Annotated in this window: 24 protein-coding genes; 12 read left to right on the top strand and 12 right to left on the bottom strand. The window is 72.7% G+C overall.

Annotation, left to right across the window (positions count from 1 at the left end; translation table 11 throughout):
- Positions 1 to 82: 82 nt before the first annotated feature.
- Complete coding sequence (locus DJ010_RS06020; RefSeq protein WP_245927270.1) at positions 83 to 898, bottom strand: sulfurtransferase; 816 nt, start codon at positions 896 to 898, stop codon at positions 83 to 85.
- Positions 895 to 1,284, bottom strand: coding sequence for a universal stress protein (locus tag DJ010_RS06015; RefSeq protein WP_109692736.1), 390 nt, complete (start codon positions 1,282 to 1,284; stop codon positions 895 to 897). The genes DJ010_RS06020 and DJ010_RS06015 overlap by 4 nt, the downstream gene beginning before the upstream one ends.
- Before the next feature lie 122 nt (positions 1,285 to 1,406).
- Here DJ010_RS06015 and DJ010_RS06010 point away from each other — a divergent pair, with 122 nt between their 5' ends.
- From DJ010_RS06010 to DJ010_RS06000, 3 genes are read left to right on the top strand one after another with little or no spacing between them, the layout of a single operon-like run.
- On the top strand, positions 1,407 to 1,814 hold the full coding sequence (locus tag DJ010_RS06010; RefSeq protein ID WP_109692735.1) for a YciI family protein: 408 nt from the start codon (positions 1,407 to 1,409) through the stop codon (positions 1,812 to 1,814).
- Between the two features lie 4 nt (positions 1,815 to 1,818).
- Entirely contained in the window at positions 1,819 to 2,991 is a 1,173-nt protein-coding gene (locus DJ010_RS06005) for an RNA polymerase sigma factor (RefSeq protein WP_211318671.1), read from the top strand.
- A gap of 35 nt (positions 2,992 to 3,026) precedes the next feature.
- Positions 3,027 to 3,458 carry a hypothetical protein gene (locus tag DJ010_RS06000; protein ID WP_109692734.1) on the top strand — a complete coding sequence of 144 codons (432 nt, stop codon included), beginning with the start codon at positions 3,027 to 3,029 and terminating at the stop codon, positions 3,456 to 3,458.
- 7 nt (positions 3,459 to 3,465) lie between these two features.
- Here the strand turns inward: DJ010_RS06000 and DJ010_RS05995 are convergent, their stop codons facing one another.
- Together DJ010_RS05995 and DJ010_RS05990 are read right to left on the bottom strand one after the other, a co-directional pair.
- Positions 3,466 to 4,926 (bottom strand): glutamate-cysteine ligase family protein, encoded by a 1,461-nt coding sequence (locus DJ010_RS05995; protein ID WP_109692733.1) that lies wholly within the window; start codon positions 4,924 to 4,926, stop codon positions 3,466 to 3,468.
- A gap of 24 nt (positions 4,927 to 4,950) precedes the next feature.
- A complete protein-coding gene (locus DJ010_RS05990) occupies positions 4,951 to 5,964 on the bottom strand; it encodes a DUF4192 domain-containing protein (RefSeq protein ID WP_109692732.1) in 1,014 nt (337 codons plus the stop codon).
- Between the two features lie 122 nt (positions 5,965 to 6,086).
- On the opposite strand from DJ010_RS05990, the gene DJ010_RS05985 reads away from it, so the two are divergent.
- From DJ010_RS05985 to DJ010_RS05975, 3 genes are all read left to right on the top strand, one after another.
- Positions 6,087 to 7,499: a DNA polymerase IV gene (locus DJ010_RS05985; RefSeq protein WP_109693120.1), complete on the top strand. Its 1,413-nt coding sequence runs from the start codon at positions 6,087 to 6,089 to the stop codon at positions 7,497 to 7,499.
- Between the two features lie 556 nt (positions 7,500 to 8,055).
- Complete coding sequence (locus tag DJ010_RS05980) at positions 8,056 to 10,224, top strand: S9 family peptidase (protein WP_245927269.1); 2,169 nt, start codon at positions 8,056 to 8,058, stop codon at positions 10,222 to 10,224.
- Between the two features lie 164 nt (positions 10,225 to 10,388).
- Positions 10,389 to 11,384 (top strand): sigma-70 family RNA polymerase sigma factor, encoded by a 996-nt coding sequence (locus DJ010_RS05975; RefSeq protein WP_109692730.1) that lies wholly within the window; start codon positions 10,389 to 10,391, stop codon positions 11,382 to 11,384.
- 17 nt (positions 11,385 to 11,401) lie between these two features.
- Here the strand turns inward: DJ010_RS05975 and coaE are convergent, their stop codons facing one another.
- Positions 11,402 to 12,004, bottom strand: coding sequence for a dephospho-CoA kinase (gene coaE / locus DJ010_RS05970; RefSeq protein WP_109692729.1), 603 nt, complete (start codon positions 12,002 to 12,004; stop codon positions 11,402 to 11,404).
- 29 nt (positions 12,005 to 12,033) lie between these two features.
- Positions 12,034 to 13,113 carry a GDSL-type esterase/lipase family protein gene (locus tag DJ010_RS05965; protein ID WP_158282951.1) on the bottom strand — a complete coding sequence of 360 codons (1,080 nt, stop codon included), beginning with the start codon at positions 13,111 to 13,113 and terminating at the stop codon, positions 12,034 to 12,036.
- A 24-nt stretch (positions 13,114 to 13,137) separates the two neighbouring features.
- On the opposite strand from DJ010_RS05965, the gene DJ010_RS05960 reads away from it, so the two are divergent.
- Positions 13,138 to 14,406, top strand: a complete 1,269-nt coding sequence (locus DJ010_RS05960) for a class I adenylate-forming enzyme family protein (RefSeq protein ID WP_245927268.1) — start codon at positions 13,138 to 13,140, stop codon at positions 14,404 to 14,406.
- Here the strand turns inward: DJ010_RS05960 and DJ010_RS05955 are convergent.
- Entirely contained in the window at positions 14,387 to 15,208 is an 822-nt protein-coding gene (locus tag DJ010_RS05955) for a CE1 family esterase (protein WP_109692727.1), read from the bottom strand. The two genes, DJ010_RS05960 and DJ010_RS05955, sit on opposite strands and share 20 nt — an antisense overlap.
- 3 nt (positions 15,209 to 15,211) lie before the next feature.
- The gene (locus DJ010_RS05950) at positions 15,212 to 16,177 is read right to left on the bottom strand and encodes a helix-turn-helix domain-containing protein (RefSeq protein WP_109692726.1); all 966 of its coding nucleotides are present in this window, start codon (positions 16,175 to 16,177) and stop codon (positions 15,212 to 15,214) included.
- Between the two features lie 93 nt (positions 16,178 to 16,270).
- On the opposite strand from DJ010_RS05950, the gene DJ010_RS22005 reads away from it, so the two are divergent.
- On the top strand, positions 16,271 to 16,432 hold the full coding sequence (locus tag DJ010_RS22005; RefSeq protein WP_158282950.1) for a hypothetical protein: 162 nt from the start codon (positions 16,271 to 16,273) through the stop codon (positions 16,430 to 16,432).
- 56 nt (positions 16,433 to 16,488) lie between these two features.
- Entirely contained in the window at positions 16,489 to 16,650 is a 162-nt protein-coding gene (locus DJ010_RS22000) for a hypothetical protein (protein WP_158282949.1), read from the top strand.
- Between the two features lie 86 nt (positions 16,651 to 16,736).
- Here the strand turns inward: DJ010_RS22000 and rpsA are convergent, their stop codons facing one another.
- Complete coding sequence (gene rpsA, locus DJ010_RS05945; protein ID WP_109692725.1) at positions 16,737 to 18,233, bottom strand: 30S ribosomal protein S1; 1,497 nt, start codon at positions 18,231 to 18,233, stop codon at positions 16,737 to 16,739.
- A 151-nt stretch (positions 18,234 to 18,384) separates the two neighbouring features.
- Here rpsA and DJ010_RS05940 point away from each other — a divergent pair, with 151 nt between their 5' ends.
- From DJ010_RS05940 to DJ010_RS05930, 3 genes are all read left to right on the top strand, one after another.
- Positions 18,385 to 19,233: a class I SAM-dependent methyltransferase gene (locus DJ010_RS05940; RefSeq protein ID WP_170124620.1), complete on the top strand. Its 849-nt coding sequence runs from the start codon at positions 18,385 to 18,387 to the stop codon at positions 19,231 to 19,233.
- A gap of 80 nt (positions 19,234 to 19,313) precedes the next feature.
- A complete protein-coding gene (locus tag DJ010_RS05935; RefSeq protein WP_109692723.1) occupies positions 19,314 to 20,012 on the top strand; it encodes a class I SAM-dependent methyltransferase in 699 nt (232 codons plus the stop codon).
- Entirely contained in the window at positions 20,009 to 20,944 is a 936-nt protein-coding gene (locus tag DJ010_RS05930) for a hypothetical protein (RefSeq protein ID WP_109692722.1), read from the top strand. Before DJ010_RS05935 ends, DJ010_RS05930 begins: the two co-directional genes overlap by 4 nt.
- Before the next feature lie 52 nt (positions 20,945 to 20,996).
- On the opposite strand, the gene pgfA is transcribed toward DJ010_RS05930, so the two are convergent.
- From pgfA to DJ010_RS05915, 3 genes are read right to left on the bottom strand one after another with little or no spacing between them, the layout of a single operon-like run.
- Positions 20,997 to 21,977: a cell envelope lipid trafficking protein PgfA gene (gene pgfA, locus DJ010_RS05925; RefSeq protein ID WP_109692721.1), complete on the bottom strand. Its 981-nt coding sequence runs from the start codon at positions 21,975 to 21,977 to the stop codon at positions 20,997 to 20,999.
- Positions 21,965 to 23,248, bottom strand: a complete 1,284-nt coding sequence (locus tag DJ010_RS05920) for a glycosyltransferase family 4 protein (protein ID WP_158282948.1) — start codon at positions 23,246 to 23,248, stop codon at positions 21,965 to 21,967. The genes pgfA and DJ010_RS05920 overlap by 13 nt, the downstream gene beginning before the upstream one ends.
- A 1-nt stretch (position 23,249) precedes the next feature.
- Entirely contained in the window at positions 23,250 to 24,080 is an 831-nt protein-coding gene (locus DJ010_RS05915; RefSeq protein WP_109692719.1) for a glycosyltransferase, read from the bottom strand.
- Positions 24,081 to 24,119 lie beyond the last annotated feature (39 nt).

The raw sequence follows: 24,119 nt of genomic DNA, 5'->3' as shown, positions 1-24,119 counted from the left end.
GGTCGAGTGCGCGTCCGGGTGAGCCTGCGAACCCGGAACCGCGTGTATCGAGACCCGGTGAGCCGAGCGCTGGCCGGACCTACTATCCCCGCTCGACCGGCCGCTCGGGATCGGTGATCCACTCGCTCCAGCTGCCGGGGTAGAGCGCGGCGCGGATGCCGCCGACCTCCAGCGCGAGCACGTCGAGCGCGGCGGTGACGCCGGACCCGCAGTAGACGGCGACCGAGACGTCGTCGGTCACGCCCACCGCGGCATAGACCTCGCGCAGCGCGGCGGCGGACCGGAACCGGCCGTCCTCGCCGAGGTTGCGGGCGGTCGGGACGTTGACGGCCCCGGGGATCCGGCCGGCGACCGGGTCGACCGGCTCGGTCTCGCCGCGGTAGCGCTCGGGTGCACGGGCGTCGACCAGCACGTCGACGCTGCGGACGTCGTGGACGGTCACCGCCGGCATCGCCCCGAGCACGGCCGTGAAGGTCCCCCGTTCCGGGGCCTGAGCGGGACCGGTCTCGACGGCGTGGCCGGCGCGCCGCCAGGCTCCCCAGCCGCCGTCGAGCACCCGCACGTCGCGGTGCCCGTGGTGGCGGAGCAGCCACCAGCACCGCGCGGCGGCATGGCCGGACCAGTCGTCGTAGACCACCACCGGACGGTCGTCGGACACACCGGCGGTCCGCATCGCGGCCTCGAAGACCGCCGCGTCCGGCAGCGGGTGCCGGCCGCCGGCACCGGGGGCGGAGGCGAGCGCGGTGTCCAGGTCGACGTACGACGCACCCGGCACGTGGCCCGCGACGTACTCCTCGGTTCCGGCGGGTCCACCCATCCGGTAGCGCACGTCGAGGACCGTGACGGTGCCGAGCAGCCCGGCCAGCTCATCGGCGTCGACGAGCGGCCCGCGGCTCACCTCGGTCCCGTGGTCGGCTTGACGGTGAGCACCGGGCAGGGCGCGTCGAGCAGCACCCGCTGGGCGTTGGAGCCCAGGATCAGTTTTCCGACCGGTGAGCGGCGGCGCAGCCCGATCACGATCAGGTCGGCGGCGACGTCGGCAGCGACCTCGACCAGCTGGTCGGCGGCCTCGCCACCGCTGTCGGTGACCCGCAGCTGGTGCTCGAGGCCGCTGTCGGTGAGCGTGGCGCGGACCTCGGCGACGTACTCCGGCTCCGGGTCGCCGTCGGGCCGGGAGTGCACGACGACCAGGGCTGCGCCCCTGCGTCGGCCCTCCTCGATCCCGGTCAGCAGGGCTGCCTCGCCCTCGGGCTTCGGGACGTACCCGATCACGACGGTCGCCATGTCCCGACCCTAGACGGCCTGTTCGGAAATTCCTCGGCCGGGCATGTCGAAGGCGCCGTCGCTGCTCCGTCTCTCCTTCGACCCCGGCCACAATGGGCCGGACGACACCGAGGAGAGACACCATGGCCAAGTACCTGCTGCTGAAGCACTACCGCGGCGCTCCGGACCCGGTGAACAACGTGCCGATGGACCAGTGGAGTCCCCAGGAGATCACGGACCACATCCAGTTCATGCGCGACTTCGCCACGCGGTTGGAGAGCACCGGCGAGTTCGTCGACGCCCAGGCGCTCTCGCCCGAGGGCTCGTGGGTCCAGTACGGCGGGGAGGGCCGGCCGCCGGTGACCGACGGCCCGTTCGCGGAGACCAAGGACCTGATCGCCGGCTGGATGATCATCGACGTCGACACCCACGACCGCGCGGTCGAGCTGGCTGCCCAGCTGTCCGCCGCGCCCGGCGCCGGTGGCAGGCCGATCCACGAGTGGCTGGAGGTCCGACCCTTCATGCACGAGCCGCCCGCGGTCACCGAGTGACGCGATGAGCTCGGAGGCACCCGGCGTGGACGAGGCGCTGCTGCGATCGCTCATCCCCGCCACGATCGGCGTCCTCGTCCGCCGCGGAGCAGACTTCGCGGCGGCCGAGGACGCCGTGCAGGAGAGCCTGCTCGAGGCGATGCGGGTCTGGCCGGACGACCCGCCGCGCGACCCGAAGCCGTGGCTGGTCACGGTGGCGTGGCGGAAGTTCATCGACGCCACCCGCTCCGAGACCGCCCGCCGGCGGCGCGAGGAGCAGGTGGAGTCGGAGCCGGGACCCGAGGCCGGACCGGCACTCGACGACACGCTCCAGCTCTACTTCCTGTGCGCGCACCCGTCGCTCACGCCGGCGTCAGCGGTCGCGCTCACGCTGCGCGCGGTGGGCGGCCTCACCACCCGGCAGATCGCGGAGGCCTACCTGGTGCCGGAGGCGACGATGGGCCAGCGGATCAGCCGCGCCAAGCGCACGGTCGCCGACGTGCGGTTCGACCGGGCCGGCGACGTCGCGACGGTGCTCCGGGTGCTCTACCTGGTCTTCAACGAGGGTTACTCCGGCGACGTCGACCTCGCGGCCGAGGCGATCCGTCTCACCCGCCAGCTGGCCGAGCGGATCGACCACCCGGAGGTCTCCGGGCTGCTCGCGCTGATGCTGCTCCACCACGCGCGGCGTCCGGCGCGCACCCGCCCCGACGGCACCCTGGTGCCGCTCGCCGAGCAGGACCGCACCCGCTGGGACACCCGACTGATCGCCGAGGGCATCGCGATCCTCCAGCAGGCCCTGACCCACGACCGGCTCGGCGAGTTCCAGGCCCAGGCGGCGATCGCTGCCCTGCACGCCGACGCCCGACGCGCCGAGGAGACCGACTGGGTGCAGATCGTCGAGTGGTACGACGAGCTGGTGCGGATGACGGAGAGTCCGATCGCCCGGCTCAACCGCGCGGTGGCGGTGGGCGAGGCCGACGGCGCCCCGGCCGGCCTGGCCGCGCTGGCCGGGCTCGGCCCGGCCCTCCCCCGGTTCGGGGCCGTCTCGGCGTACCTCCACGAGCGCGCCGGCGACCTCCGCATCGCTGCCCGGCTCTACGCCGAGGCCGCCCGGGCCGCGACCAACACCGCCGAGCGCGACCACCTCACCCTCCAGGCTGCCCGGCTCAACGCGACGCTGCCTGTGGAGGACTGAACCGCGCGCCTGCGGGATCGGGCAGGCTGCCGCGCATGGGGTACGACGGCGCGGGCGGGTTGCGGGAGCCCGTCGACCGGGCGGTCCAGCAGCTGTTGCGGCGGGCCGTGTTCGACCACGCCCGGCTCGAACGCCGCAGGATCTTCCCGCCCGTGCTGCACGTGGGCGTCCCCGGCATCCGGGCACGCACGTTCGAGGTCGACGGCGAGCTCGACCTCGCCACCCGGACCGACGTGGTGGAGGCGATGCTGCGCCCGGCACTGGAGAAGGGCGTGGTGCCGCTGGTGTGGCTCACCCGCCGCGGCGACCTGGCAGCGCACGATGTCGACGGTGCCTGGTCGGCTGCCGTCGGCGCGGCCGGCGGCGAGCTCGGCCTGGCGCTGGGCCTGGTGGTCGTCACCCGACGCAGCTGGCACGACCCGCGGACCGGGGTGCACCGGACGTGGAAGCGGGTCCGCCCGCGCTAGCGCCCGGCTACCACGTGTGGACGGGCGCGTTGGCGTGCATGCCCTCGCGGTAGATCGCCAGCACCGACCGGATCGCGTCGTACCGGTCCTGGTCCTCGCGCTCGGCCATCTGCCGGACGAACCACTCGGCGCCGTTGGTGCCGGCCAGGCACCGGCTCTCGATGATCCCGAGGTAGCGGTCCACCTCCGCCCGGTCGACCCCCCACGCGGCCAGTCCCTCGTGGGCCTGCGGCAGCAGCCGGCGCAGCACCAGCTCGGTGGCACGCACCCGCCCGACCCCGGGCCAGTAGATCTCGGCGTCGACGCCGTCACGGGCAGCGGTGTGGAAGTTCTCCTCCGCCGCGCTGAACGACATCTGCGACCACAGCGGCCGCTCGCTCTCGGCGAGGGTGCGGACCAGCCCGAAGTAGAACGCGGCGTTGGCGACGGTGTCGACCACGGTCGGCCCGGCCGCGAGCAGCCGGTTCTCGACCCGCAGGTGGGGCCGGCCTCCGGAGATGTCGTAGACGGGCCGGTTCCACCGGTAGATCGTGCCGTTGTGGAGGCGCAGCTCCGACAGGTTGGGGATGCCGCCGGCCTCGAGGACCGTCAGCGGGTCCTCGTCGTCGGTGACGGGGAGCAGGGCCGGGAAGTAGCGGACGTTCTCCTCGAACAGGTCGAACACCGAGTTGATCCAGCGCTCGCCGAACCACACCCGGGGTCGCACGCCCTGCGCCTTCAGCTCCTCGCTGCGGGTGTCGGTCGCCTGCTCGAACAGCGGGACCCGGGTCTCGCGCCAGAGCTGCTTGCCGAGCAGGTACGGCGAGTTCGCGGCCAGCGCGAGCTGCACCCCCGCGATCGCCTGGGAGGCGTTCCAGTACGACGCGAACCGGTCGGGCGCGGTCTGCACGTGGAGCTGGGTGCTGGTGCAGGCGGCCTCGGGCAAGATCGAGTCGGCGGTGGTGCGCAGCACGTCGGCGCCGCGGATGTCGATGCTGATGTCCTCACCGCGTGCGTGCAGCACCTGCTCGCTGAGCAGCCGGTAGCGCGGGTTGCTGCTGATCGCGTCGATCGAGAGGTGGGCGTCGGTGAGCGTCGGCAGGATGCCGATCATGACCTGGTGGGCGCCCACCTCCGCCGAGCGCCGCTCGGCCTCGTTGAGGCTGCGACGCAGTCCCTCCTCGAAGGCGGTCAGGCCGCCGTCGCGCAACAGTGCCGGCGGTGAGTTGATCTCGATGTTGAACTGCCCGAGCTCGGTCTGGAAGTCGGGGTCGGCGATCGCCTCGAGCGCCTCGGCGTTGCGCAGGGCCGGGTCGCCGGCCTCGTCCACGAGGTTCAGCTCCATCTCGAGCCCGGTCATCGGGTCGTCGGTGTCGAAGGCCGACTCGCGCAGCATCCGCTCGAACACGTCGAGGCAACGGCGGACCTTCTCCCGGTGCCTCGTCCGGTCAGCACCGGTGAACTCCTGTGCGTCGACCTCCTCGCCCATGGTCCGACACTTGCTGGTCCGGGGTCAGGCTGGCAACCCCTCGTCCCACGAGAGGGGGCAGTCGACCCGGTCGGGCGGGACCGCCTGCTCCAGGCAACCGGCCAGGATCGCGGCCATGCCGTAGTCGGGGTCGACCTCGCGGCACCGGTCCACAGCGATCCACGCCAGGGCCCCGTGCCCGGCCTGCCACGCCGCCCAACCGAGCAGCGCCGCCGGCGCCGGGACCAGCGCGTCCGGCACCCGACGGACCACGTCGGTCCAGAACGCGCGGTGCCGGTCGGCGTCGGCTCGGGTGATGAGGGCCCACGCGGCGTCCCGGACCCGCAGGTCCCGCGCAGCCCAGGCGATGCGCGCGACCTCCTCGTCGGTCGCTGTCGAACCCGCGCCGACGTGGGCGGCGACCAGCCGTTGGAGCCACTCTCCCCAGCGCCTCCGGTGGGCACCGTTGCGCGGGGGCGGCTCCACGTCCAGCCCTGTCGACCACAGCACGGTGGCGATCGCCTGCTGGGCGGCCGGGTCGGGTGCGACGCTCGCGACGACGGCTGCGCGGTCCTTCGCGATGACGATGCCGCGCAGCACCGCTTCGGCGACGAAGGGGTGGTTGGAGACGTCGTAGGGGACGCCCGACGCGCGGAGCTGCCGGTCGCCGACCAACGGGTACCAACGCCGGCCGTCGGCCCGGATGGCCGCCGCGACGGTGAGCAGCCGCTGCCGGCAGCGCTGCCGGAGGACGGGCCACACCCGGCGCACGGCGGCGTCGTCGGCACTGAAGAAGACGAAGGCGGGCGAGCGGACGCCGTTCCTGCGAGCGCCGCCGACGAAGTCCTCGGCGAGGCTCTCGAGCTCGTCGTGCGATGCCGTGGGCTCCGGCAGGTCGGAACGGGCCTGGAACGGCCGGTCGCCGTCGCTGGTGATCATCACCACCGAGTCCTTCGGGTGGAAGCCCAGGACGACCGGGGCGACCGCGATCAGGTCCTCGGCGCAGCGGACGCGGAGCGTCGTCGCGGTGGGCGGGGAGCTCTTCGGTGTGGGAGTCATGAGGCAACGGTCGGCTGCCGGCCCGACGACGCGGCCGTGGTTCGCCGGTGGCTGTGGACGGGGCGTGTCGGCGACGGGTGCCGGGACGCAAGGTGGTCCGTGCGGCGTCGTACGGTTCACCCGTGCGCGCCCAGGCCTCGGTCCTCCACCTGGACCTCGACGCGTTCTACGCCGCGGTCGAGCAACGGGACAAGCCGTCGCTGCGCGGCAAGCCGGTCGTGGTCGGCGGCGTCGGCGGCCGGGGCGTGGTGGCGACGGCGTCCTACGAGGCCCGGGCGTACGGCGTGCGGTCGGCCATGTCGACCCGGGAGGCGCGGGCGCGGTGCCCGCACGCCGCCTATCTCTCCGGACGGTTCGAGGCCTATAGGGCGACCAGCGTCCTGGTGATGGACCTGCTGCGCGCCTGCTCCCCGCTCGTCGAGCCCCTGTCGCTCGACGAGGCGTTCGTCGACCTCGCCCGCGCGGACCTGCCGGACCTGGAGGTCCCGACCGTGACCGGCCTTGCCGAGGACCTGCGCCGCCGGGTCCAGGAGGTGACCGGCGGTCTGACCGCCTCGGTGGGCATCGCCAGCTCCAAGTTCCTCGCCAAGGTCGCCAGCGACCTGGACAAGCCCGACGGCCTCGTGGTCGTCCCGCCCGGCACCGAGCTCGACCTGCTGCGCCCGATGCACGTCTCGGTCATCCCCGGCGTCGGTCCGGCCACCGTCGAGCGGCTGCGCCGCGGCGGCGTCTCCACCGTCGCCGACCTGCAGCAGATCAGCGAGGACGAGCTGGTCCGGATGCTCGGCAAAGCGCACGGGCACGTGCTGCACGAGCTGGCCTTCGCCCGCGACGACCGGCAGGTCGAGCCCGAGCGCGAGACGAAGTCGGTGAGCGTCGAGGGCACTTACGAGCAGGACCTGACCGACCGCAAGCTGATGGAGAGCCTGCTGACCCGGCAGGCCGGCGACGTGGCCCGCCGGCTCCGCAAGAACGGGTTCTCCGGCCGCACGGTGACCATCAAGGTGCGCCTCTACGACTTCACCACCCTCAACCGCTCCGCGACGCTCCCCTCACCCACCGACGAGGAGGGCGTGATCGCACGGACGGCGCGCCGCCTGCTGGAGGACCTCGACACCTCCGGCGGCGTCCGGCTGCTCGGTGTCGGGGTCTCCGGCCTCGCCGACTGGGTGCAGGAGGAGCTGTTCGGAGCCGCCGCCGACGACCCTGCCGAGACCGAGGACGAGACGCACGGGACGGTGCCGCCCGCGCCACCGAAGCCCGTCGGCGCATCCGTCGACGCCACCGGCGGCTACCGCCCCGGCATGGACGTCGTCCACGAAGAGCACGGCCGCGGCTGGGTCTGGGGCGCCGGCAAGGGAGTGGTCACCGTCCGCTTCGAGACCGCCGACACGCCACCCGGCCCGGTCCGCTCCTTCGCCGTCGTCGACCCCGCCCTGACGCGCTGGAAGTGGCCCGCCCCCGAAGACGACCAGCCGGACGAGCGGCAAGACAAGCCCGACCACCACCCCGAGCACCCCGAGCCGGGGCCGTAGGCCGCCCAGCGGCCGCAACCCGAGACTGCGTCAACCGCGGCGCGGCAGCGCGGCGAGAGCTCCCTCTCCTGCAGCCTTCGCGCGCCCGGAGGGAGCGAGGAACGAGCGACCGGAGCGGCCGAAGGCTGCCCGACCTCGGAGCGAAGACGCGCTCGCGCCCAAAAAGGGATGCGGCCCTCTTGATGGTATGAGCATCAGGAGGGCCGCAAAGGTGATCGGTTGCGGTGGCTCCGACCGACCCGGACTTCCGAACCTCTCGCCGCTGGACCCGCCACCGGGGTCAGCGCCCGCGGGTCGCCCCGCGGCTGGAGAGGACTTCCGTCCGGCTCCCCGATCCTTCCCGCCTGGCCCGGAGGCCCTGCGTTCCGTTTCGGTAGGGAGAGTTCTACGCCGGTGCGGAAGCCCCGCACAAGGGGTTTGGGTGAAGATTTCCGACATTCTTCGAGTCCCACAGGCTCCTCCACAAACCGGCCCCGATTCCTCCACAGGAACCGCCGGAACTCCACAGATTCCACCGGTACCTGTGGATCGAGGAGCGCCGGATACGGTGGCGATCGTGTCCGCACCTGTCGCCCCTCGCCGCCCGGTCACGACGACCCACCACGGCCGTACCCGCACCGACGACTACGAGTGGCTCCGGGCCAAGGAGGACCCCGAGGTGATCGGCCACCTCGAGGCCGAGAACGCCCACACGCAGGAGCGCACGGCGCACCTCGCCGACCTGCGGCAGCAGTTGTTCGAGGAGATCAAGGCCCGCACCCTGGAGACCGACCTCTCGGTGCCCACGCGGGTGCGCGGCTACTGGTACTACGGCCGCTCGTTCGAGGGCCGCCAGTACGGCGCCAGCTGCCGCGTGCCGGTGGCCGATCCGGACGCCCCGGACAGCTGGGTGCCGCCGCGTCCCGCGGAGGCGGCGCGGCCCGACGAGCCGGCGCTGCCGGGCGAGCAGGTCATGCTCGACCTCGACGCCCTCGCCGAGGGTCACGAGTTCTTCTCGCTGGGCGGCTCGTCGGTCAGCCCCGACGACCGGCTGCTCGCCTACTCCACCGACGTCGTCGGCGACGAGCGCTACACCGTCCGCGTCAAGGACCTCGACACCGGGGAGCTGGCTCCGGACGAGCTGACGGGTGTCCTGGGCGGGGTCACCTGGGGTGCGACCTCCGACCACTTCTACTACACGACCATCGACGAGAGCTGGCGCGCCGACAAGATCTGGCGGCACCGGCTCGGCACCGACCAGTCCACCGACGAGCTGGTCTTCCACGAGCCCGACCAGCGGTTCTGGGTCGGCGTGGGCCGCACCCGCAGCCGGCGCTACGTCGTCATCGCGGCCTCGGCGAAGAACACCTCGGAGTACCACGTCCTCGACGCGACCGACCCTGACGCGGAGCCCTGGTGCTTCGCGACCCGTGAGGAGGGCGTCGAGTACGCCCTCGAGCACGCCGTCGTCGGCGGGGAGGACACCTTCCTGGTCCTGCACAACGCTGCCGGTCCCGAGTTCGAGCTGGCCACCGCTCCCCCGCGGCCGACCCCGCGCTCGGAGTGGCAGCCGCTCCTGGCCCACGACCCCGCCGTACGGCTCGAGGACGTCGACGCCTACGCCTCCCACCTCGTCGTGCAGCAGCGCAGTGGCGGCCTGCCCCGGGTGCGGATCCTGAACCTCGGCGGCGAGGGCGAGGCGGCGATCGTCGACGACTGGCTGGTGGAGTTCCCCGGCGAGCTCGCGACGTCGGGCGCGGGCAGCAACCCGTCGTTCGAGCAGCCGACGGTCCGGGTCGGCATGACCAGCCTGGTGCAGCCGGCCTCGGTCTACGACCTCGACCTCCGCACGCGGGAGCGCACGTTGCTCAAGCAAGCACCGGTCCTCGGCGGCTACGAGCCGGCCGACTACGAGGAGCACCGGATCTGGGCGACCGCGCCCGACGGCGTCGAGGTGCCGATCTCCCTCGTCGTCCGCAAGGACGCGCGGGCGGGCGGCCCGGTGCCGCTGCTCCTCTACGGCTACGGCGCCTACGAGACCTCGATCGACCCGTACTTCTCCGTCGCCCGGCTCTCCCTGCTCGACCGGGGTGCGGCGTTCGCCGTCGCCCACGTCCGCGGCGGCGGCGAGCTCGGTCGCCACTGGTACGACGACGGAAAGCTCGCGCACAAGCAGCACACCTTCGACGACTTCATCGCCTGCGCGCGGCACCTGGTCGACACCGGGTGGACGACAGCGGACCGGCTGGTCGCCGAAGGGGCGAGCGCCGGCGGACTGCTCATGGGCGCGGTCGCCAACCAGGCTCCCGACGCGTTCGGCGGCATCGTCGCGACCGTGCCGTTCGTCGACGCCCTCACCTCGATGCTCGACGCCAGCCTCCCCCTCACCGTCACCGAGTACGACGAGTGGGGCAATCCCGAGGCCGACCCGGCGGCGTACGACCTCATCGCCTCCTACGCGCCGTACGAGAACGTCGCGGACCTCCCCTACCCGCCCATCCTGGCGGAGACGTCGCTCAACGACGTGCGGGTGCTCTACGTCGAGCCGGCCAAGTGGGTGGCCCGGCTCCGGGCCACCGCGCCGGGGACCGACGTGCTGCTCCGCACCGAGATGGCCGCGGGGCACGGCGGCGTCTCCGGTCGCTACAAGGCCTGGCACGACCGCGCCTTCACCCTCGCCTGGATCCTCGACCGGATGGGCCTGGCAGCCATGGGTACAACCCCGGCACGTCAGGAACATCACTGAGAAGTCCCTGAGAGTTGTCGGTGTCGGCAACTCTCCGACCCGCTGGGACGTCTGGGTAAGCGAGAGCACTTCTCGGAGTGGACACCCACAGGGAACACCAATCCGCAGCGGTGCGTTGAGACGAAGTACCGGCGTCGGACGTCGGTAGGCGAAGGAGGGTCGCGATGACAGCCACAGCGGTGACCAGTCAGACAGGAGCCGGTCGGACCTCCCGCCCGCGCGCCACGGGCGGCCGCGAGATCGAGGGCCGCGACAGCGTCGGCCTGTACCTCGACGAGATCGCCCGCACCCCCCTGCTCGATGCCGCTCGGGAGGTCGAGCTCGCCAAGACCATCGAAGCCGGTCTCTACGCCCAGCACCTGCTCGACCAGGGCCGGATCGGTCGCGCCAAGGGGGGCGCGCCGAAGCGCGCCACCCGCGAGGAGCTCGAGTGGCTGGCCGAGGAGGGGCAGAAGGCCGTCACGGAGTTCATCAACGCCAACCTGCGGCTGGTCGTGTCGATCGCCCGCAAGTACGGCCGGGCCCAGATGCCGATGCTGGACCTGATCCAGGAGGGCAACACCGGCCTGATCCGCGCCGTCGAGAAGTTCGACTACGCCAAGGGCTACAAGTTCTCGACCTACGCGACCTGGTGGGTCCGCCAGGCGATCACCCGCGGCATCGCCCAGCAGGCCCGGGTGGTACGACTGCCCGTGCACGTCGTCGAGGAGCTCAACCAGGTCGGCGGCGCCCGGCGTACCCTCGAGCGCCAGCTCGGCCGTGAGCCCGACCCCAAGGAGATCGCCGACGAGCTCGGCATGGACCTCGACCGGGTCCTCGACCTGATGGCGTGGGGTCGCGAGCACGTCAGCCTCGACACCCCGGTCGACGAGGACGGCGACACCTCCCTCGGTGACCTGATGGCCCAGGAGACGGCGCCGGGTCCCGACCTCACGGTGCTCGACACCGAGGCGCGCGACCGGCTCAACACCCTGGTCAGTCAGCTCGACGAGCGGGCGGCCGACATCATCCGTTCCCGCTACGGCCTGGTCGACGGTCGCCAGCACAAGCTGGCCGACATCGGCGCCAAGCACGGGATCTCCGCCGAGCGCGTGCGTCAGCTGGAGCGCGAGGCACTGCAGAAGCTGCGGCGGCTGGGGGACCCCGACCTGGCCGCGTAGGAGTCCTGTCCCCACTCCTACGAGCGCAGCTCCTCCACGACCTCCGTCACCCGGTGACGGAGGTCGTCGAGCGTCCCGGTGTTGTCGATGACGTACGTCGCGACCGCCCGTCGGTCCTCGCGGCTCGCCTGCGCCGCGATCCGGGCCTCCGCCTCCTCGCGCGTCCAGCCGCGGTCCCGGACCATCCGCTCGACCTGGACCTCGACCGGCGCATCGACCACGATCACCGCGTCGAACGTGTCGGCACGGCCGGACTCGGCGAGCAGCGGGATGTCGTGGACGACCAGGTCCGTCCCGTCGGCTCCGTCGACACCGTTCGCCGCCGCTTCGAGCTCGACGATCCGCTCGAACACCAACGGGTGCACGATCGACTCGAGCACCCGGCGCCGCTCCTCGTCGGCGAACACGATCGCGCCGACCTTGGCCCGGTCCATCTCACCGTCCGGGCCGAGCACCTCGGCGCCGAACGCCTCGACCACCTGCTCCAGGCCGCGGGTGCCCTTCGCCACGACCTCGCGAGCCAGCTGGTCGGCGTCGATCACGACGGCCCCGAGCTCACGGAGGATCGCCGACACCGAGCTCTTGCCCGAGGCGATCCCCCCGGTCAGTCCGATCCGCACACCCGGACCCTACTGCGGCCCGGGCCGGCTCATCGGGTCGGGACGACCGTGGCGGGGTTCGAGAACACCCGGCCCTGGGGCCGGTCGTCGCCCTTCACCGGCTGCAGCCGGAAGCGGTAGCGGTGCCCGGGCCGCAAGGAGCGGATCGTCGTCGCGGTGCCCGACACCTGCCGGGGCAGCCGCTGCCACCGCGTGCCGCGGGTGAGGTCGCGCCGCCAGACGAGCTGTGCGGTGGCGCCGGGCGGTCCCCTCCAGGTGAGCCTCGCGCCCCGCACGCGGGCGGCTGCGCGGAGCCGGGCGCCGGTCCGCGGCCCGACCTGGACGGCGGGCAGCGGTCGGTCGGCCGGCGGGCCGACGCCGATCTCGGAGAGCGCGTCGGCGACCGCGGCGGCGATCTTGACCTCGCCCCGCGCGTTCGGGTGCGAGTTGTCCCAGGTGTCGGCGTCCCTGTTGTAGTCGGCTGCCGTCCGGGCGACGACGACACGGGAGCCCGGCTGGTCGGCGGTGCTCGCCACCTCGGCGAGGAGCTCGTTGAACGCGGGCGCGGTGGTGAACCAGGTCTGGGTAACCTCGGCGAGCACCAGGCTCGTCGCCGGAGCCGCCTCGCGGACCTCGGCCACCAGCTCCGTCGTCCGGCCGGCGACCGACTCGGGCGGGTCGACGAAGAGGTCGTTGATGCCGAGCATCACCACGACGACGTCCGGGCGGAACTGGACGACCAGGTCGCCGACGGGGGCGTCCGGCGCCTCGATCGTCATGCCCCAGCGAGCGGCGTGGTCGGAGTCGAAGCCGGGGTCGACGTAGGCGCCCGAGCCGTGCCGCTTGGTGACGTCGTTCCACAGGTCGTCCCGCGGCCCGACCAGGTTGACCGCGACCCCGGCGCGCTCGAAGTGCTGCCAGAGTCGGTAGCGCCAGGTCCAGTCGCCGGCCGACCCCTGCGTGACGGAGTCACCGAGCAACAGGATCCGAACCGGTCGCGGCGGGACGGCTGCCCCCGCCGGACCCGGCGACACCGGCGGCACCGGCACCGGCAGCAGGCCGAGCACGAGCAGCGCGAGCACCAGGCCCGCGGCCGTGCGCAGCCGTGAGCCTCCCCTGCCGGTCCGCACAACCGGGACCCTACTGTGGGACCCGTGGCGACGGGCGTGCGGACCGGGGACCGGGTGGCGCTGCTGGTGCACGGCTCCCACGACTACCTCGACGTGGTGCTCCGCCTGCTGACTGCCGGCGCCTTCCCGGTGCCGCTCGACCCCCGGCTGACGCCGACCGAGCGGGCCCGGATCCTCGCCGGGATCGACCCCACCCTCGTCGTCGAGGACGAGCAGGCCCTCGCCGAGCTCGCGTCCGGGCTCCCCGATGCCGGGCTTCCGCGGGGCCGGCCGCTGCACTGCACGAGCGGCACCACCGGCACACCCAAGGGCGTGTGGTCGGGGTTGCTGGACGAGGCCGCGGCTCGCGCGCTGGTCGCCGAGGAGCGCGACCTGTGGGGTTTCACTGCCGACGACGTCAACCTGGTGCTGAGCCCGCTGTACCACTCGGCGCCGCTCCGCTTCGCGATGGGCACGATGCTGGCCGGCGGCAGGGTGGTCATCCCCGGGCCGTTCGAACCGGCCGCGGTGACAGCGGCGATCGCACGGGAACGGCCGACGACGATGTTCTGCGTCCCGACCCACCTGCAACGGCTGTTCGCCCACTGGGAGGAGGTCGGCGTCCCGGACCTGACCTCCTTCCGGCTGGTCGCGCACGCGGGCGCACCGTGCCCCACCGACGTCAAGCGACGCCTCGTCGAGCTGTTCCCGGCCGGGTCGACCTGGGAGTTCTACGGCTCGACCGAGGGCCAGTTCACGGCCTGCCGCAGCGAGGAGTGGGAGCAGCGCCCGGGCACCGTCGGGCGCGCTCGGCCCGGCCGCATCCTGACTGCCGACCCGGACGGCACCTTGTGGTGCGTCGTCCCCGACCACGCGCGGTTCACCTACTACGGCGACCCGGAGAAGACCGCCGCCGCATGGCGCGAGACGCCGCTCGGACCGGCGTTCACCGTCGGCGACCACGGCCGGATCGACGCCGACGGCTACGTCTACCTCGACGGGCGGCGCGAGGACCTGATCATCAGCGGCGGCGTCAACGTCTACCCCGCCGAGGTGGAGCAGGTGCTCGGCGAGTGCCCGGGCGTGGCCGACGTCGCGGTCTACGGCGTGCCCGACCCCGACTGGGGGCAGCGGGTCTGCGCAGCGGTCGTCGGCGAGGTCGACGAGGACGCGCTGGCGTCGTACGCCCGGGAGCGGCTGGCACCGCCCAAGCGACCGAAGACCTACGTCTTCCGCGACAGCCTGCCGCGCACGATCACCGGCAAGGTGCGCCGGACCGAGCTGGCCGGGCCCGTTACTCCGCGAGGCGCCTGACCAGCCACTTGGTCGCGGCGCTGAACTCGGACCAGGACATCCCGTGTCCCCGGTCCTGGAGCACCCGCAGCCCGAAGGTCGACTCCTCCGCCATCCGTTCCGGGAGCGAGGCGACAGGCGGCAACGTGATGACCCGGCCGCCGAACGTGAACGTCCCCCCTTCGAGGGGAACGGTGCGGTCGTCCTCCCCGTGCCACTGGCGGACCCGGATCCGGCCGACGTCGCACGGTCCGTCGAAGGTCGCAGCGAGCGCCGCCACCGTTGCCAGCAGGTCGGGTCGTTCACACGCCGCACGAAGAGCCAGCATCCCGCCGTTGGAGAGCCCCATCGCGCCGATCCGCGTCCGGTCGATCCTCCACCTGCGGGAGACGTCGCCCACCACGTCGGCGAGGTAACCGATGTCGTCGACCGGCTGCGCGGTGCAGCAGAAGCCGGCATCCCACCGCCCCTGGCCGTTCTCGGTCAGGCCGAAGACGAAGATGGTGTCGCGACTCAGCGAGTGGAGTCCTCCCAGCCAGCCCGACGCCGCCTCGCGGCTCTCGTCCCCGGTCGCCCCGTGCAGGAAGAAGACCAACGACCGCCGCCGCTGGAGGAACTTCTGGCAGTAGGCCGAACGGGCCGGCTTGCAGACGGGTGCCCGCACGAAGTAGGTGCGGCCGTCCTCGAGGGTGCGCTTCTTGGCCGGCCACGTCACGACCGGGCTCGACGTCGCCGCGGGTGCCGGCGGCGGCAGGGCAGGCAGGCCGAGCGCGCACGCCAGCAGCAGAACGACCCCCGCCCGGAGGATGCGTCGTCGCGCCATGGCTCAGGCGGAAGCCTCGGCGGGCGCGGGACAGAACGTCCGGCGGTACTGCAGGGGGCTGACCCCGCGGATCCGCTGGAAGTGGTGCCGCAGCGCCGCGGCGTTGCCGAAGCCGACCTCGCTCGCGATCCACTCCACCGGCTGCTCCGTGGTCTCCAGCAGCTCCTCGGCAGCCGCCACCCGTTGCGCGGTCACCCAGCTGTGGGGCGTGGTGCCGGTCTCGTCGCGGAACCGTCGGGCGAAGGTGCGCGGCGACATCAGCGCCCGCTTCGCCAGGGAGTCGACGCTGTGCTCCTCGCCCAGGTTCTCGAGGATCCACGAGAGCAGCGGCCGGAGCGTGTCGGCGTCGCACGCGGGCACCGCCCGCGCGATGTACTGCGCCTGGCCCCCGTCGCGGTGCGGGGGTACGACGGCCCGCCGGGCGACCATGCTCGCCACGGCCGCGCCGTACTCCTGGCGCCAGATGTGCAGGCAGGCGTCGAGGCCGGCCGCGGTCCCGGCGCTGGTGACGACCTGGCCGGTGTCGACGTAGAGCACCTCCGGCACCACCTTGGCGGCAGGGAACCGGCTCTGGAGCTCCTGGGTGTACATCCAGTGGGTGGTGCACTCGCGGCCGTCCAGCAGTCCGGCCTCACCGAGCGTGAACGCGCCGCTGCAGACCGAGAGGATCCGGGCTCCTCGGTCGTAGGCCTCGCGGATGGCGTCGAGCACCGGTCCGGGCGCCGCTCGGCCGCGCGGCAGGGCCGGCACGGCGACCAGGTCGGCGTCGCGCACCCGTTCGAGGCCTTCGTGGACCTGCAGGGAGAACCCCATGGACGTCGGGATCGGCTCCGGCGACTGGGCGCAGACGGCGAACTCCAGCCTCGGCACGCCGTGCTGGGTGCGGTCGAGGCCGAACGCCTCGCAGAGCACCCCGAGCTCGAACGGGGCCACGCCCTCGTAGGCCAGCACGGCCACGTTGGTCAGCATCGCGCCATGCAATCACGCCTCTGGCAGAAAATCAACGGAGTCCGGCTTTTCTGCCACTGGTGGCAGGATCACGCACGGAGGAGACTTTCTGCCATGGCACTCTTCCTCTTCCTCCTCACCCTCACCGTCCTCGCCGGCCTCTTCGGCACGGCCTACTCCCTCTACCGCGACGGCCGCGGTCCCTCGGCGCCGCCGACCTCGCACTCCGTCGACCCGAGCTTCCTCCCGCCGGCCCGCGCCCTCACCCACCGTTGACCTGCGGCGCAGATCACCCCTGGACCCGGGAAGAACGCAGGCGCACCATGGGTTCCATGATCATGACGGTTCTTCTTTCTGCACTGGTCGTGGTCGGCACGGTCAGCACTGTTGTCACGCTCGTCCGTGAGGGCCGCGGTCCCACGACTCCTCCCCTGTCCCACCAGCTCGACCGCCGGTTCCTCCCGCCGGCACGCGGCGGCTCGCGCCTGGCCTGATCGCCGCAGACGCACGCAATGCACAAGGCCCCCACGTCGATGACGTGGGGGCCTTCTGCGTGAGCGGTCAGTTGCCTTCGACAGGCTCAGGCACCGCCGCCGGTCAGCTTCTCGCGGAGCGCCTGCAGCGCCTCGTCCGAGGCGAGCGAGCCGCCCGCGTCCTCGGCTTCGGTGTCCTCGCTCGAGCCCGAGCCGGAGGAGTACGACGTCGCCTCGCCGGCCTCGATCTCGGCCTGCTTGGCCTCGGCCTGCTGCTTGACGTGCGCCTCCCAGCGGGCGTGCGCCTTGGCGTACTGGTCCTCCCAGACCGCACGCTGCTCCTCGTAGCCCTCGAGCCACTCGCCCGTCTCGGGGTCGAAGCCCTCGGGGTAGACGTAGTTGCCCTGCTCGTCGTAGGTCGCCGGCATGCCGTAGAGGGTCGGGTCGAACTCCTCGACGTCGGACGCGGCGGGGTTCTCGTTCGCCTGCTTCAGCGAGAGCGAGATCCGGCGACGCTCGAGGTCGATGTCGATGATCTTGACCATGACGTCGTCGTTGACCTGGACGACCTGCTCGGGGATCTCCACGTGGCGCTCGGCCAGCTCGGAGATGTGGACCAGGCCCTCGATGCCCTCCTCGACCCGCACGAACGAGCCGAAGGGCACCAGCTTGGTGACCTTGCCGGGCACGATCTGGCCGATCTGGTGGGTGCGGGCGAAGTGCTGCCAGGGGTCCTCCTGCGTCGCCTTGAGCGACAGCGAGACCCGCTCGCGGTCCATGTCGACGTCGAGCACCTCGACGGTGACCTCGTCACCGACGGCGACCACCTCGGACGGGTGGTCGATGTGCTTCCAGGACAGCTCGGAGACGTGGACGAGGCCGTCGACGCCGCCGAGGTCCACGAACGCACCGAAGTTGACGATCGAGGACACGACACCCTTGCGGATCTGGCCCTTCTGCAGCTGGGTGAGGAAGCCGTGACGGACCTCGGACTGGGTCTGCTCGAGCCAGGCACGGCGGGAGAGGACCACGTTGTTGCGGTTCTTGTCGAGCTCGATGATCTTCGCCTCGAGCGTCTGGCCGACGTACGGCTGCAGGTCGCGCACCCGGCGCATCTCCACCAGCGAGGCGGGGAGGAAGCCACGCAGGCCGATGTCGATGATCAGACCACCCTTGACGACCTCGATGACGGTGCCCTCGACGACGCCGTCGGCCTCCTTGATCTCCTCGATCGTGCCCCAGGCGCGCTCGTACTGGGCGCGCTTCTTGGACAGGATCAGGCGACCCTCCTTGTCCTCCTTCTGGAGAACCAGGGCCTCGACCTTGTCGCCGACCTCGACGACCTCGGACGGGTCGACGTCGTGCTTGATGGAGAGCTCGCGCGAGGGGATGACGCCCTCGGTCTTGTAGCCGATGTCGAGCAGGACCTCGTCCCGGTCGACCTTGACGATGGTGCCATCCACGATGTCACCGTCGTTGAAGTACTTGATGGTCTGGTCGATCGCGGCCAGGAAGTCCGCCTCGGAGCCGATGTCGTTCACGGCCACCTGGGGCGCGTTGTCGTCGTAGCTGCTCGCGAGGGGGGTCGAGATGGTGCTCGTCATAGAGTGGGTCAGTCCTTGGGTGGGCAGATGTAGTAGGGAAAGTACAGCGTTGGGATGTTCGACAGCGGTCCTCGGACCGCGACATTCCAGGGTACGCGGGCGCCGAGTCCTGAGTCCAACTGACGAGTCCTCGCGCAGTACGCTCGTCGCCGTGGAGCAGCAGCACTGGCCCCATCCTCCCGTGACGGCGCACCGCCGGGAAGCGACGGAGGACGAGTCCCGTCACGCGAACGGTCTGGACTGGGACCGGTACGCCGACGAGTACCAGGCCACCCACGGCGACTTCCTCGGAGACGTCGGCTTCGTGTGGGGGCCGGAGGGGCTGACCGAGGCGCAGGCCGGGATCCTCGGACCGCTCGTCGGCAAGGACGTGCTCGAGGTGGGCTCCGGCGCCGGGCAGTGCTCGCGCTGGATCCGCGACCAGGGCGGCCGGGCGTTCGGCCTCGACCTCTCGCACCGCCAGCTCCAGCACTCGCTGCGCATCGACGAGGAGACCGGCATCGCCGTGCCCAGCGTGCGCGGCACCGCGACGGTGCTGCCCTTCGCCGACGGGAGCTTCGACGTCGTCTTCTGCGCCTTCGGGGCGCTCCAGTTCGTCGCCGACATCGAGCGCGCCGTCGCCGAGGCCGCTCGCGTGCTGCGGCCCGGCGGGCGGTTCGCGTTCTCGATCACCCACCCCACCCGCTGGATGTTCCCCGACGACCCGACCGAGGAGGGGCTGACCGCCACCCAGCCGTACTGGGACCGCACGCCCTACGTCGAGGTCGACGACACCACCGGCGCGATCGCCTACGTCGAGCACCACCGCACGCTCGGCGACTGGGTCGGCATCCTCGCCGGCGCCGGATTCCACCTCACCACCCTGCTGGAGCCGGAGTGGCCCGCCGGCCACGACCGGCTCTGGGGCGGCTGGTCCGCGGTGCGCGGCCGGCTGACCCCCGGCACCGCGATCTTCGGGGCCGACCTCCTGACCGGCACCAGGTCTGGACCACTGGTGTAGACCTGCGGCCGATTTCGGCCCGGTGTTATCGGATCCGGTGGCGCACCCGACCGCCTCGAACGGCCCACTAGAGTCGCCGCGTGGACGACGAGGAGATCGCCAAGTCGGCCGCCCTCGAGGAGCGGCACTGGTGGTACGCCGAACGGCGGGCGATGGTGCGTCGTACTGCGGGTTCCTGGTCCCCGGGCCGGGCGCTCGACGTGGGGTGCGCAGGGGGCGGCAACACCGCCGTCCTCCGTGACCTCGGCTGGTCGGTGACCGGGCTGGAGTACTCCCCCACCGGCGCCGAGATCGCCGCCTCGCGCGGTCTCGCGGTGGTGCGGGGTGACGCCACCCGGCTCCCGTTCACCGATGCCACGTTCGACCTGGTGATGGCGACCGACGTCTGGGAGCACATCGAGGACGACGGGGCGGTGGCGGACGAGACGTTCCGGGTGCTGCGGCCCGGCGGTCGGCTGCTCGTCGCCGTGCCCTGCAGCATGAAGCTGTGGAGCGGACACGACGTGGCGCTCGGCCACTTCCGGCGTTACGAGCGCGACCAGCTGGCCGCGCTGGTCACCGGGGCCGGGCTCGTCGTCGAGGACCTGTGGTCGTGGAACGTCCTGCTGCGACCCGTCGTACGAGCGCGGCGCCGGCGGCACAGCGAGGCCGAGAGCGAGATGGAGCCGGTGCACCCGGTGCTCAACGCGGGGCTGCGCTCCGCCGTCGCCCTCGAGCGCGTGCTGCCCCTGCGCCGGCTGCCCGGCGTGAGCCTGGTGGTCGTGGCGCGCAAGCCATGACCGCTCGGGGCCGCTGGGTCGCGGACCCGTCGATCGGGTGGCGGATCCTCCTCGACGCCCGGCTCCTCGACCCTCCCGCACCGGCCGCCGACGTCCGTTCGGCGACCTCGGTGACCGAGCTGCGCCGCCAGCTGGCCGCGCCGGATCCCGCACCGGTCCTCGTCGGTGCGGTCGGACGCGAGCTGGTCGTGTCGGCCCACCACAGCGCCGTCGACGGTCTCGGCCTGCTCCGGGTGCTGGAGCAGAGGGGCCACGGGCCGGTCACCTCGTCGGCCAGGGGCGTGGGCGAGCGCCCGTCCGGCCACGGCTATGCGGGCACGGTCGGGCGGCGGCTGGCCGAGGCGGCGTTCCGTCCGCCGGCGCGGGTGCCCGTGGACCCACCGGTCGGATCTCGCGACGGTGACACGATGGTCGAGATCGACGTGCCGGGCACGTACCGCACCGCCGAGGTGGTGCACGCGGCCGTCCGGGCCCTGGTCGACCGCGGCGCCGGTCCGCGGGTGGCCGTCGCCGTGGGCGTCACCCGGGACCCTGCCGCCTCCGGCCCGATCGCCGACCGGAGCGCGCTGCTGCGGTTGCGGGACGTCGAGCGGCTCGACCTGTACGGCATCGACCGGGCGCTGCGGGAGGCTCCGGTGGAGCGGCCACCGGTCGCCGGCTCGGGGTTCGTCGACCGCGCCGCCGCCGTGGCCATGCGGGTCCTGGCCCGGCGCCTGGGGTCGACACTGCTCGTCTCGCACCTCGGTGAGGTCGGAGCCCCCGCGGTCGAGCGGCTGGCGTTCTTCCCGGTCACGGCTGGCGGCACCGGCATCTCGCTCGGAGCCGTCGGGCACGGCGGTCGCACCGTGCTCACGTTGCGCGCCCGGGCGGCGGCCTGGGACGCCGACGGCCTCGAGCGGGTGCTCGAGGCCGTCGGGGGCAGGCTGGCGTAGCGCGGATCTCCCAGCCCGCCCGCTCCCTCCAGGGAGCTTCCGGGTCAGGCCCCTAGGCGGTGACCAGGGGCCTGTCCTCCTGGTCGACCTCGGTCGAGTCGTCCGCGAACCGGCGGTTCAGGACCAGACCCAGGCCGAGCATCAGGACACCGAGCAGCGCGGCCAGCAGCGGGTAGAGGAGCCGGGCGCCTCCGAGCAGCTTCGCCCTCGTCTCGACGTCGCTGACGTTCTCGTCGACCTGCGCGTCCGTGTAGTGGACGTTGCCGACGAACGCCGGCACGCGGACGCCGTCGTAGACCAGCTCCTGGACCCGGTCGTCGACCCGGTGGACCGGCGCGCCGGTCACGGGCTCGACGTAGAACGTCCGGGTCATCGCGTAGCTCATGTCCGCCGTCACGGTTGGCTCGTCCGAGCCGAAGACCGAGCCGGGGATGTCGCGCTGCTCGATGATCGTCGGCTCGATGACCTGGACGAACTTGTAGACGTCGAGACCGTTCACCTTGTCCTCGCCCTCGTAGGTCGCGGGGACCGCCTCACCGACCGACCCGTCCCAGACGTCGTAGGACTTCTTCTGGGTGTTGAAGGGGAACTTGTAGATCTGTCCCTCGAAGGTCGTGGGCACCTCCTCGACCGTCTCCCCGTCCGAGGCCGCGATCCAGGTGTCGCAGGAGTCGCAGTCGACGCCGGCGCCGCTGGAGTCGTCGAAGGCGACGCGCTCGGTCGTCTTCTGGAAGTTGCCGCCGGTGGCCTTGTCGACGACCGTGGCGTTGACCCAGACCGCCACGCCGTCAGGGGCGTCGGCGTCGGCGTCCTCACGGGTGTTGGACGTGATCACGAGGTCGTGGGTCTCCGGCGCGAGCACCTCGGGGTCGGAGTTGAAGATCTCCGCCCCGGTGGCCTCCAGGTTGGTCACGCTGTTGTAGCCGGAGGGCACCTTGGTCAACGTCGGCACGGCGTAGAAGCGCACGAGTGCCGCGGCGACGATCAGGAACACCCCCGCCCCGATGAGCACTGGTCCGATCAGTCGACGCATGTCGTTCCTCCCATGACGGCCACGCGTTCTTCTCGCGGGCGAGTTGGAGCGGCGGGCACGGAGGTGCGCGCCGCGAGTCGGTGGGGCAGCTCGCCTGCGACGAGGTCGAGCGCCTGTCGGCGCATCAGCGCCCAGTCGAACTGGTGGGCCCACGCCTGGCAGGCCGCGAACCGCGGTGCCCGGTCGTCCGCCGCGCCCGAGGTGGCGAGCACCTCGAGCAGACGGGCCGACAGCCGGCGGGCGACCTCGTCGAGGTCCACGGCGCCGTCGGCGGTGCGTTCGGGCTCCGGCACCAGCCAGCCGGTCTCGCCCGGCAGGATGGAGTCGCGGAGCCCGGGCACGTCGCGCGCGAGCGTCGGGACGCCGTGGCCGGCGGCCTCGATCACCGTCAAGCCCCAGCCCTCGGCGTCCGAGGCGCACACGTGCACCGCGGCCCGGCCGAGGAGGGCGGACTTCGTCTCCTCGTCGACGAAGCCGTGGAAAGTGACCCGGTGGCCGAGGCCGAGGCGGAGGGCGGTGCCCTCGAGGACGGCGCGCTGCGGGCCCTCGCCGACGACGTCGAGCCGCAGCCGCGGGCGTTCCGAGCGCAGCGCGGCGAGGGCGTGCAGCACGACGTCGACCCGCTTGTGCGCGACGAGCCGGCCGAAGACGACCACCCGGTCGGCGTCCTGGTCCTCCGGGCTTCCCGAGCCGAGGTCGGGCAGCGCTGCGCCGTTCTCGAGCAGGCCGACCGGACCCCGCCAGCCGAGCTGGCTGCGCATCTCGTCGATCGTCGAGGGCGAGACGGCGACGACCGTGCTGCGGCGGTAGACCAGCGGCATCAGCACCCGCTCGAGCCACCGCGCGACGGCGGCGACCGGGGGTGGGAAGTGGGTCGCGAACTGCGCCTGGTGCACGTGGTGCATGACCAGCACCACCGGGGTGCGGCGCCGCACGAACAGAGGCGAGAAGACGGGCAGACCGCACGACGGGTCGATGACGGCGTCGAGCCGCCGCCGACGCGCGACCAGCCGCAGGGCCGTGAACAGGTAGAAACCGAGGACGCCCCCGCGGCGCCGCACGGTGATGCCGTCGGTGACGGCGGTCGCGGTCTGTCCAGGCTCGCGCGCGGTCAGGAGCTCGACCTCGGCACCGCCCTCGTGAAGGGCCCGGGCGAACTGCCAGGCGTAGACCTCGGCTCCACCCGCCAGTGAGTGCTCCGGGTCGCGCCAGTTGACGACGGCCACCCGCCGGCCGGCGAGCGGCTTCGCTCCGCCCTGCTCAGCAGTCACCTCAGGCCTCCCCCACGAGCGAGCCTGCGAGCGGGACCGGCAGGGCGACAGGGGCGGGCAGCGGCATGGGGGACTGCGCACGCACCCAGGCCGCCCTGCCGGCGACCGGGGCGCCGAGGTGCCGCGTGCGCCAGGCGATCGCGGCAAGCTCGGCGAAGGCACCGGCGCCGTGGCGCGCCGGGACGAAGGTGGAGCCGGGGACGTCGGTCCAGGTCACCGGGATCTCGTCGATCCGGGCGCCTGCGGCGCGGAGCCGGACGAGCAGCTCGACGTCGAAGGAGAAGCCGCGCGCGCCGAGCGGCTCGGCGACCAGGCGCGCGAGCCCGCCGCGGATGACCTTGAAGCCACACTGGGTGTCGGCGATCTCCGGGACCAGCCGACGCGCGATCCGGCGGTACGCCGCCGCCCCGGCCGTGCGCACCCGGCGGCTGCGCACGTCGGCGACCGAGCCCTCCAGTCCACGCGAGCCGATGACGACGTCGGCACCGTGGTGCACGCGCACCCAGGCCGCCTCGAAGGCGGCGAGGTCGGTGGCACCGTCGGCATCCATGAACGCGACCAGGTCGGCGTCGGTCGCCTCGACAGCGAGCAGCCCGGCGCGGACGGCGGCACCCTTGCCGCGGGTGGTGCAGCGCACGACGCGCACCGGCATCGCCGGCGAGCTCGCCGCCCGCGCGGCGTCAGCGGTGCCGTCGCTGCTGGCGTTGTCGACCACGAGCACCGTCACCGGCCCGAGCACCGTCCGGCGCGCGGTCACGAAGCGTCGCAGCGCGCGCAGGGTGCGCGGCAGCCGCAGCTCCTCGTTGTACGCAGGAATGACGATATGAAGCATTCGGACCCTCCCAAGCCGTCAGCATCACGACCCGTCCCG

Source organism: Nocardioides silvaticus (assembly GCF_003160695.1).
GTDB classification, from domain to species: Bacteria; Actinomycetota; Actinomycetes; order Propionibacteriales; family Nocardioidaceae; genus Nocardioides; species Nocardioides silvaticus.
The sequence above is the reverse complement of the archived record's forward strand: the minus strand, read 5'-3'. Positions and strand labels throughout refer to the sequence as shown.

What these genes read in the sequence shown, in the direction of transcription:
- DJ010_RS05930 (WP_109692722.1), top strand. Translation starts at nt 20,009, where the DNA reads ATGACCGCTCGGGGCCGCTGGGTCGCGGACCCGTCGATCGGGTGGCGG.
- DJ010_RS05915 (WP_109692719.1), bottom strand. Translation starts at nt 24,080, where the DNA reads ATGCTTCATATCGTCATTCCTGCGTACAACGAGGAGCTGCGGCTGCCG.
- DJ010_RS05995 (WP_109692733.1), bottom strand. Translation starts at nt 4,926, where the DNA reads ATGGGCGAGGAGGTCGACGCACAGGAGTTCACCGGTGCTGACCGGACG.
- pgfA (WP_109692721.1), bottom strand. Translation starts at nt 21,977, where the DNA reads ATGCGTCGACTGATCGGACCAGTGCTCATCGGGGCGGGGGTGTTCCTG.
- DJ010_RS22005 (WP_158282950.1), top strand. Translation starts at nt 16,271, where the DNA reads ATGGCACTCTTCCTCTTCCTCCTCACCCTCACCGTCCTCGCCGGCCTC.
- DJ010_RS05990 (WP_109692732.1), bottom strand. Translation starts at nt 5,964, where the DNA reads ATGACTCCCACACCGAAGAGCTCCCCGCCCACCGCGACGACGCTCCGC.
- DJ010_RS22000 (WP_158282949.1), top strand. Translation starts at nt 16,489, where the DNA reads ATGATCATGACGGTTCTTCTTTCTGCACTGGTCGTGGTCGGCACGGTC.
- DJ010_RS05950 (WP_109692726.1), bottom strand. Translation starts at nt 16,177, where the DNA reads ATGCTGACCAACGTGGCCGTGCTGGCCTACGAGGGCGTGGCCCCGTTC.
- rpsA (WP_109692725.1), bottom strand. Translation starts at nt 18,233, where the DNA reads ATGACGAGCACCATCTCGACCCCCCTCGCGAGCAGCTACGACGACAAC.
- DJ010_RS05955 (WP_109692727.1), bottom strand. Translation starts at nt 15,208, where the DNA reads ATGGCGCGACGACGCATCCTCCGGGCGGGGGTCGTTCTGCTGCTGGCG.
- DJ010_RS06010 (WP_109692735.1), top strand. Translation starts at nt 1,407, where the DNA reads ATGGCCAAGTACCTGCTGCTGAAGCACTACCGCGGCGCTCCGGACCCG.
- DJ010_RS06015 (WP_109692736.1), bottom strand. Translation starts at nt 1,284, where the DNA reads ATGGCGACCGTCGTGATCGGGTACGTCCCGAAGCCCGAGGGCGAGGCA.
- DJ010_RS06005 (WP_211318671.1), top strand. Translation starts at nt 1,819, where the DNA reads ATGAGCTCGGAGGCACCCGGCGTGGACGAGGCGCTGCTGCGATCGCTC.
- DJ010_RS05975 (WP_109692730.1), top strand. Translation starts at nt 10,389, where the DNA reads ATGACAGCCACAGCGGTGACCAGTCAGACAGGAGCCGGTCGGACCTCC.
- DJ010_RS06000 (WP_109692734.1), top strand. Translation starts at nt 3,027, where the DNA reads ATGGGGTACGACGGCGCGGGCGGGTTGCGGGAGCCCGTCGACCGGGCG.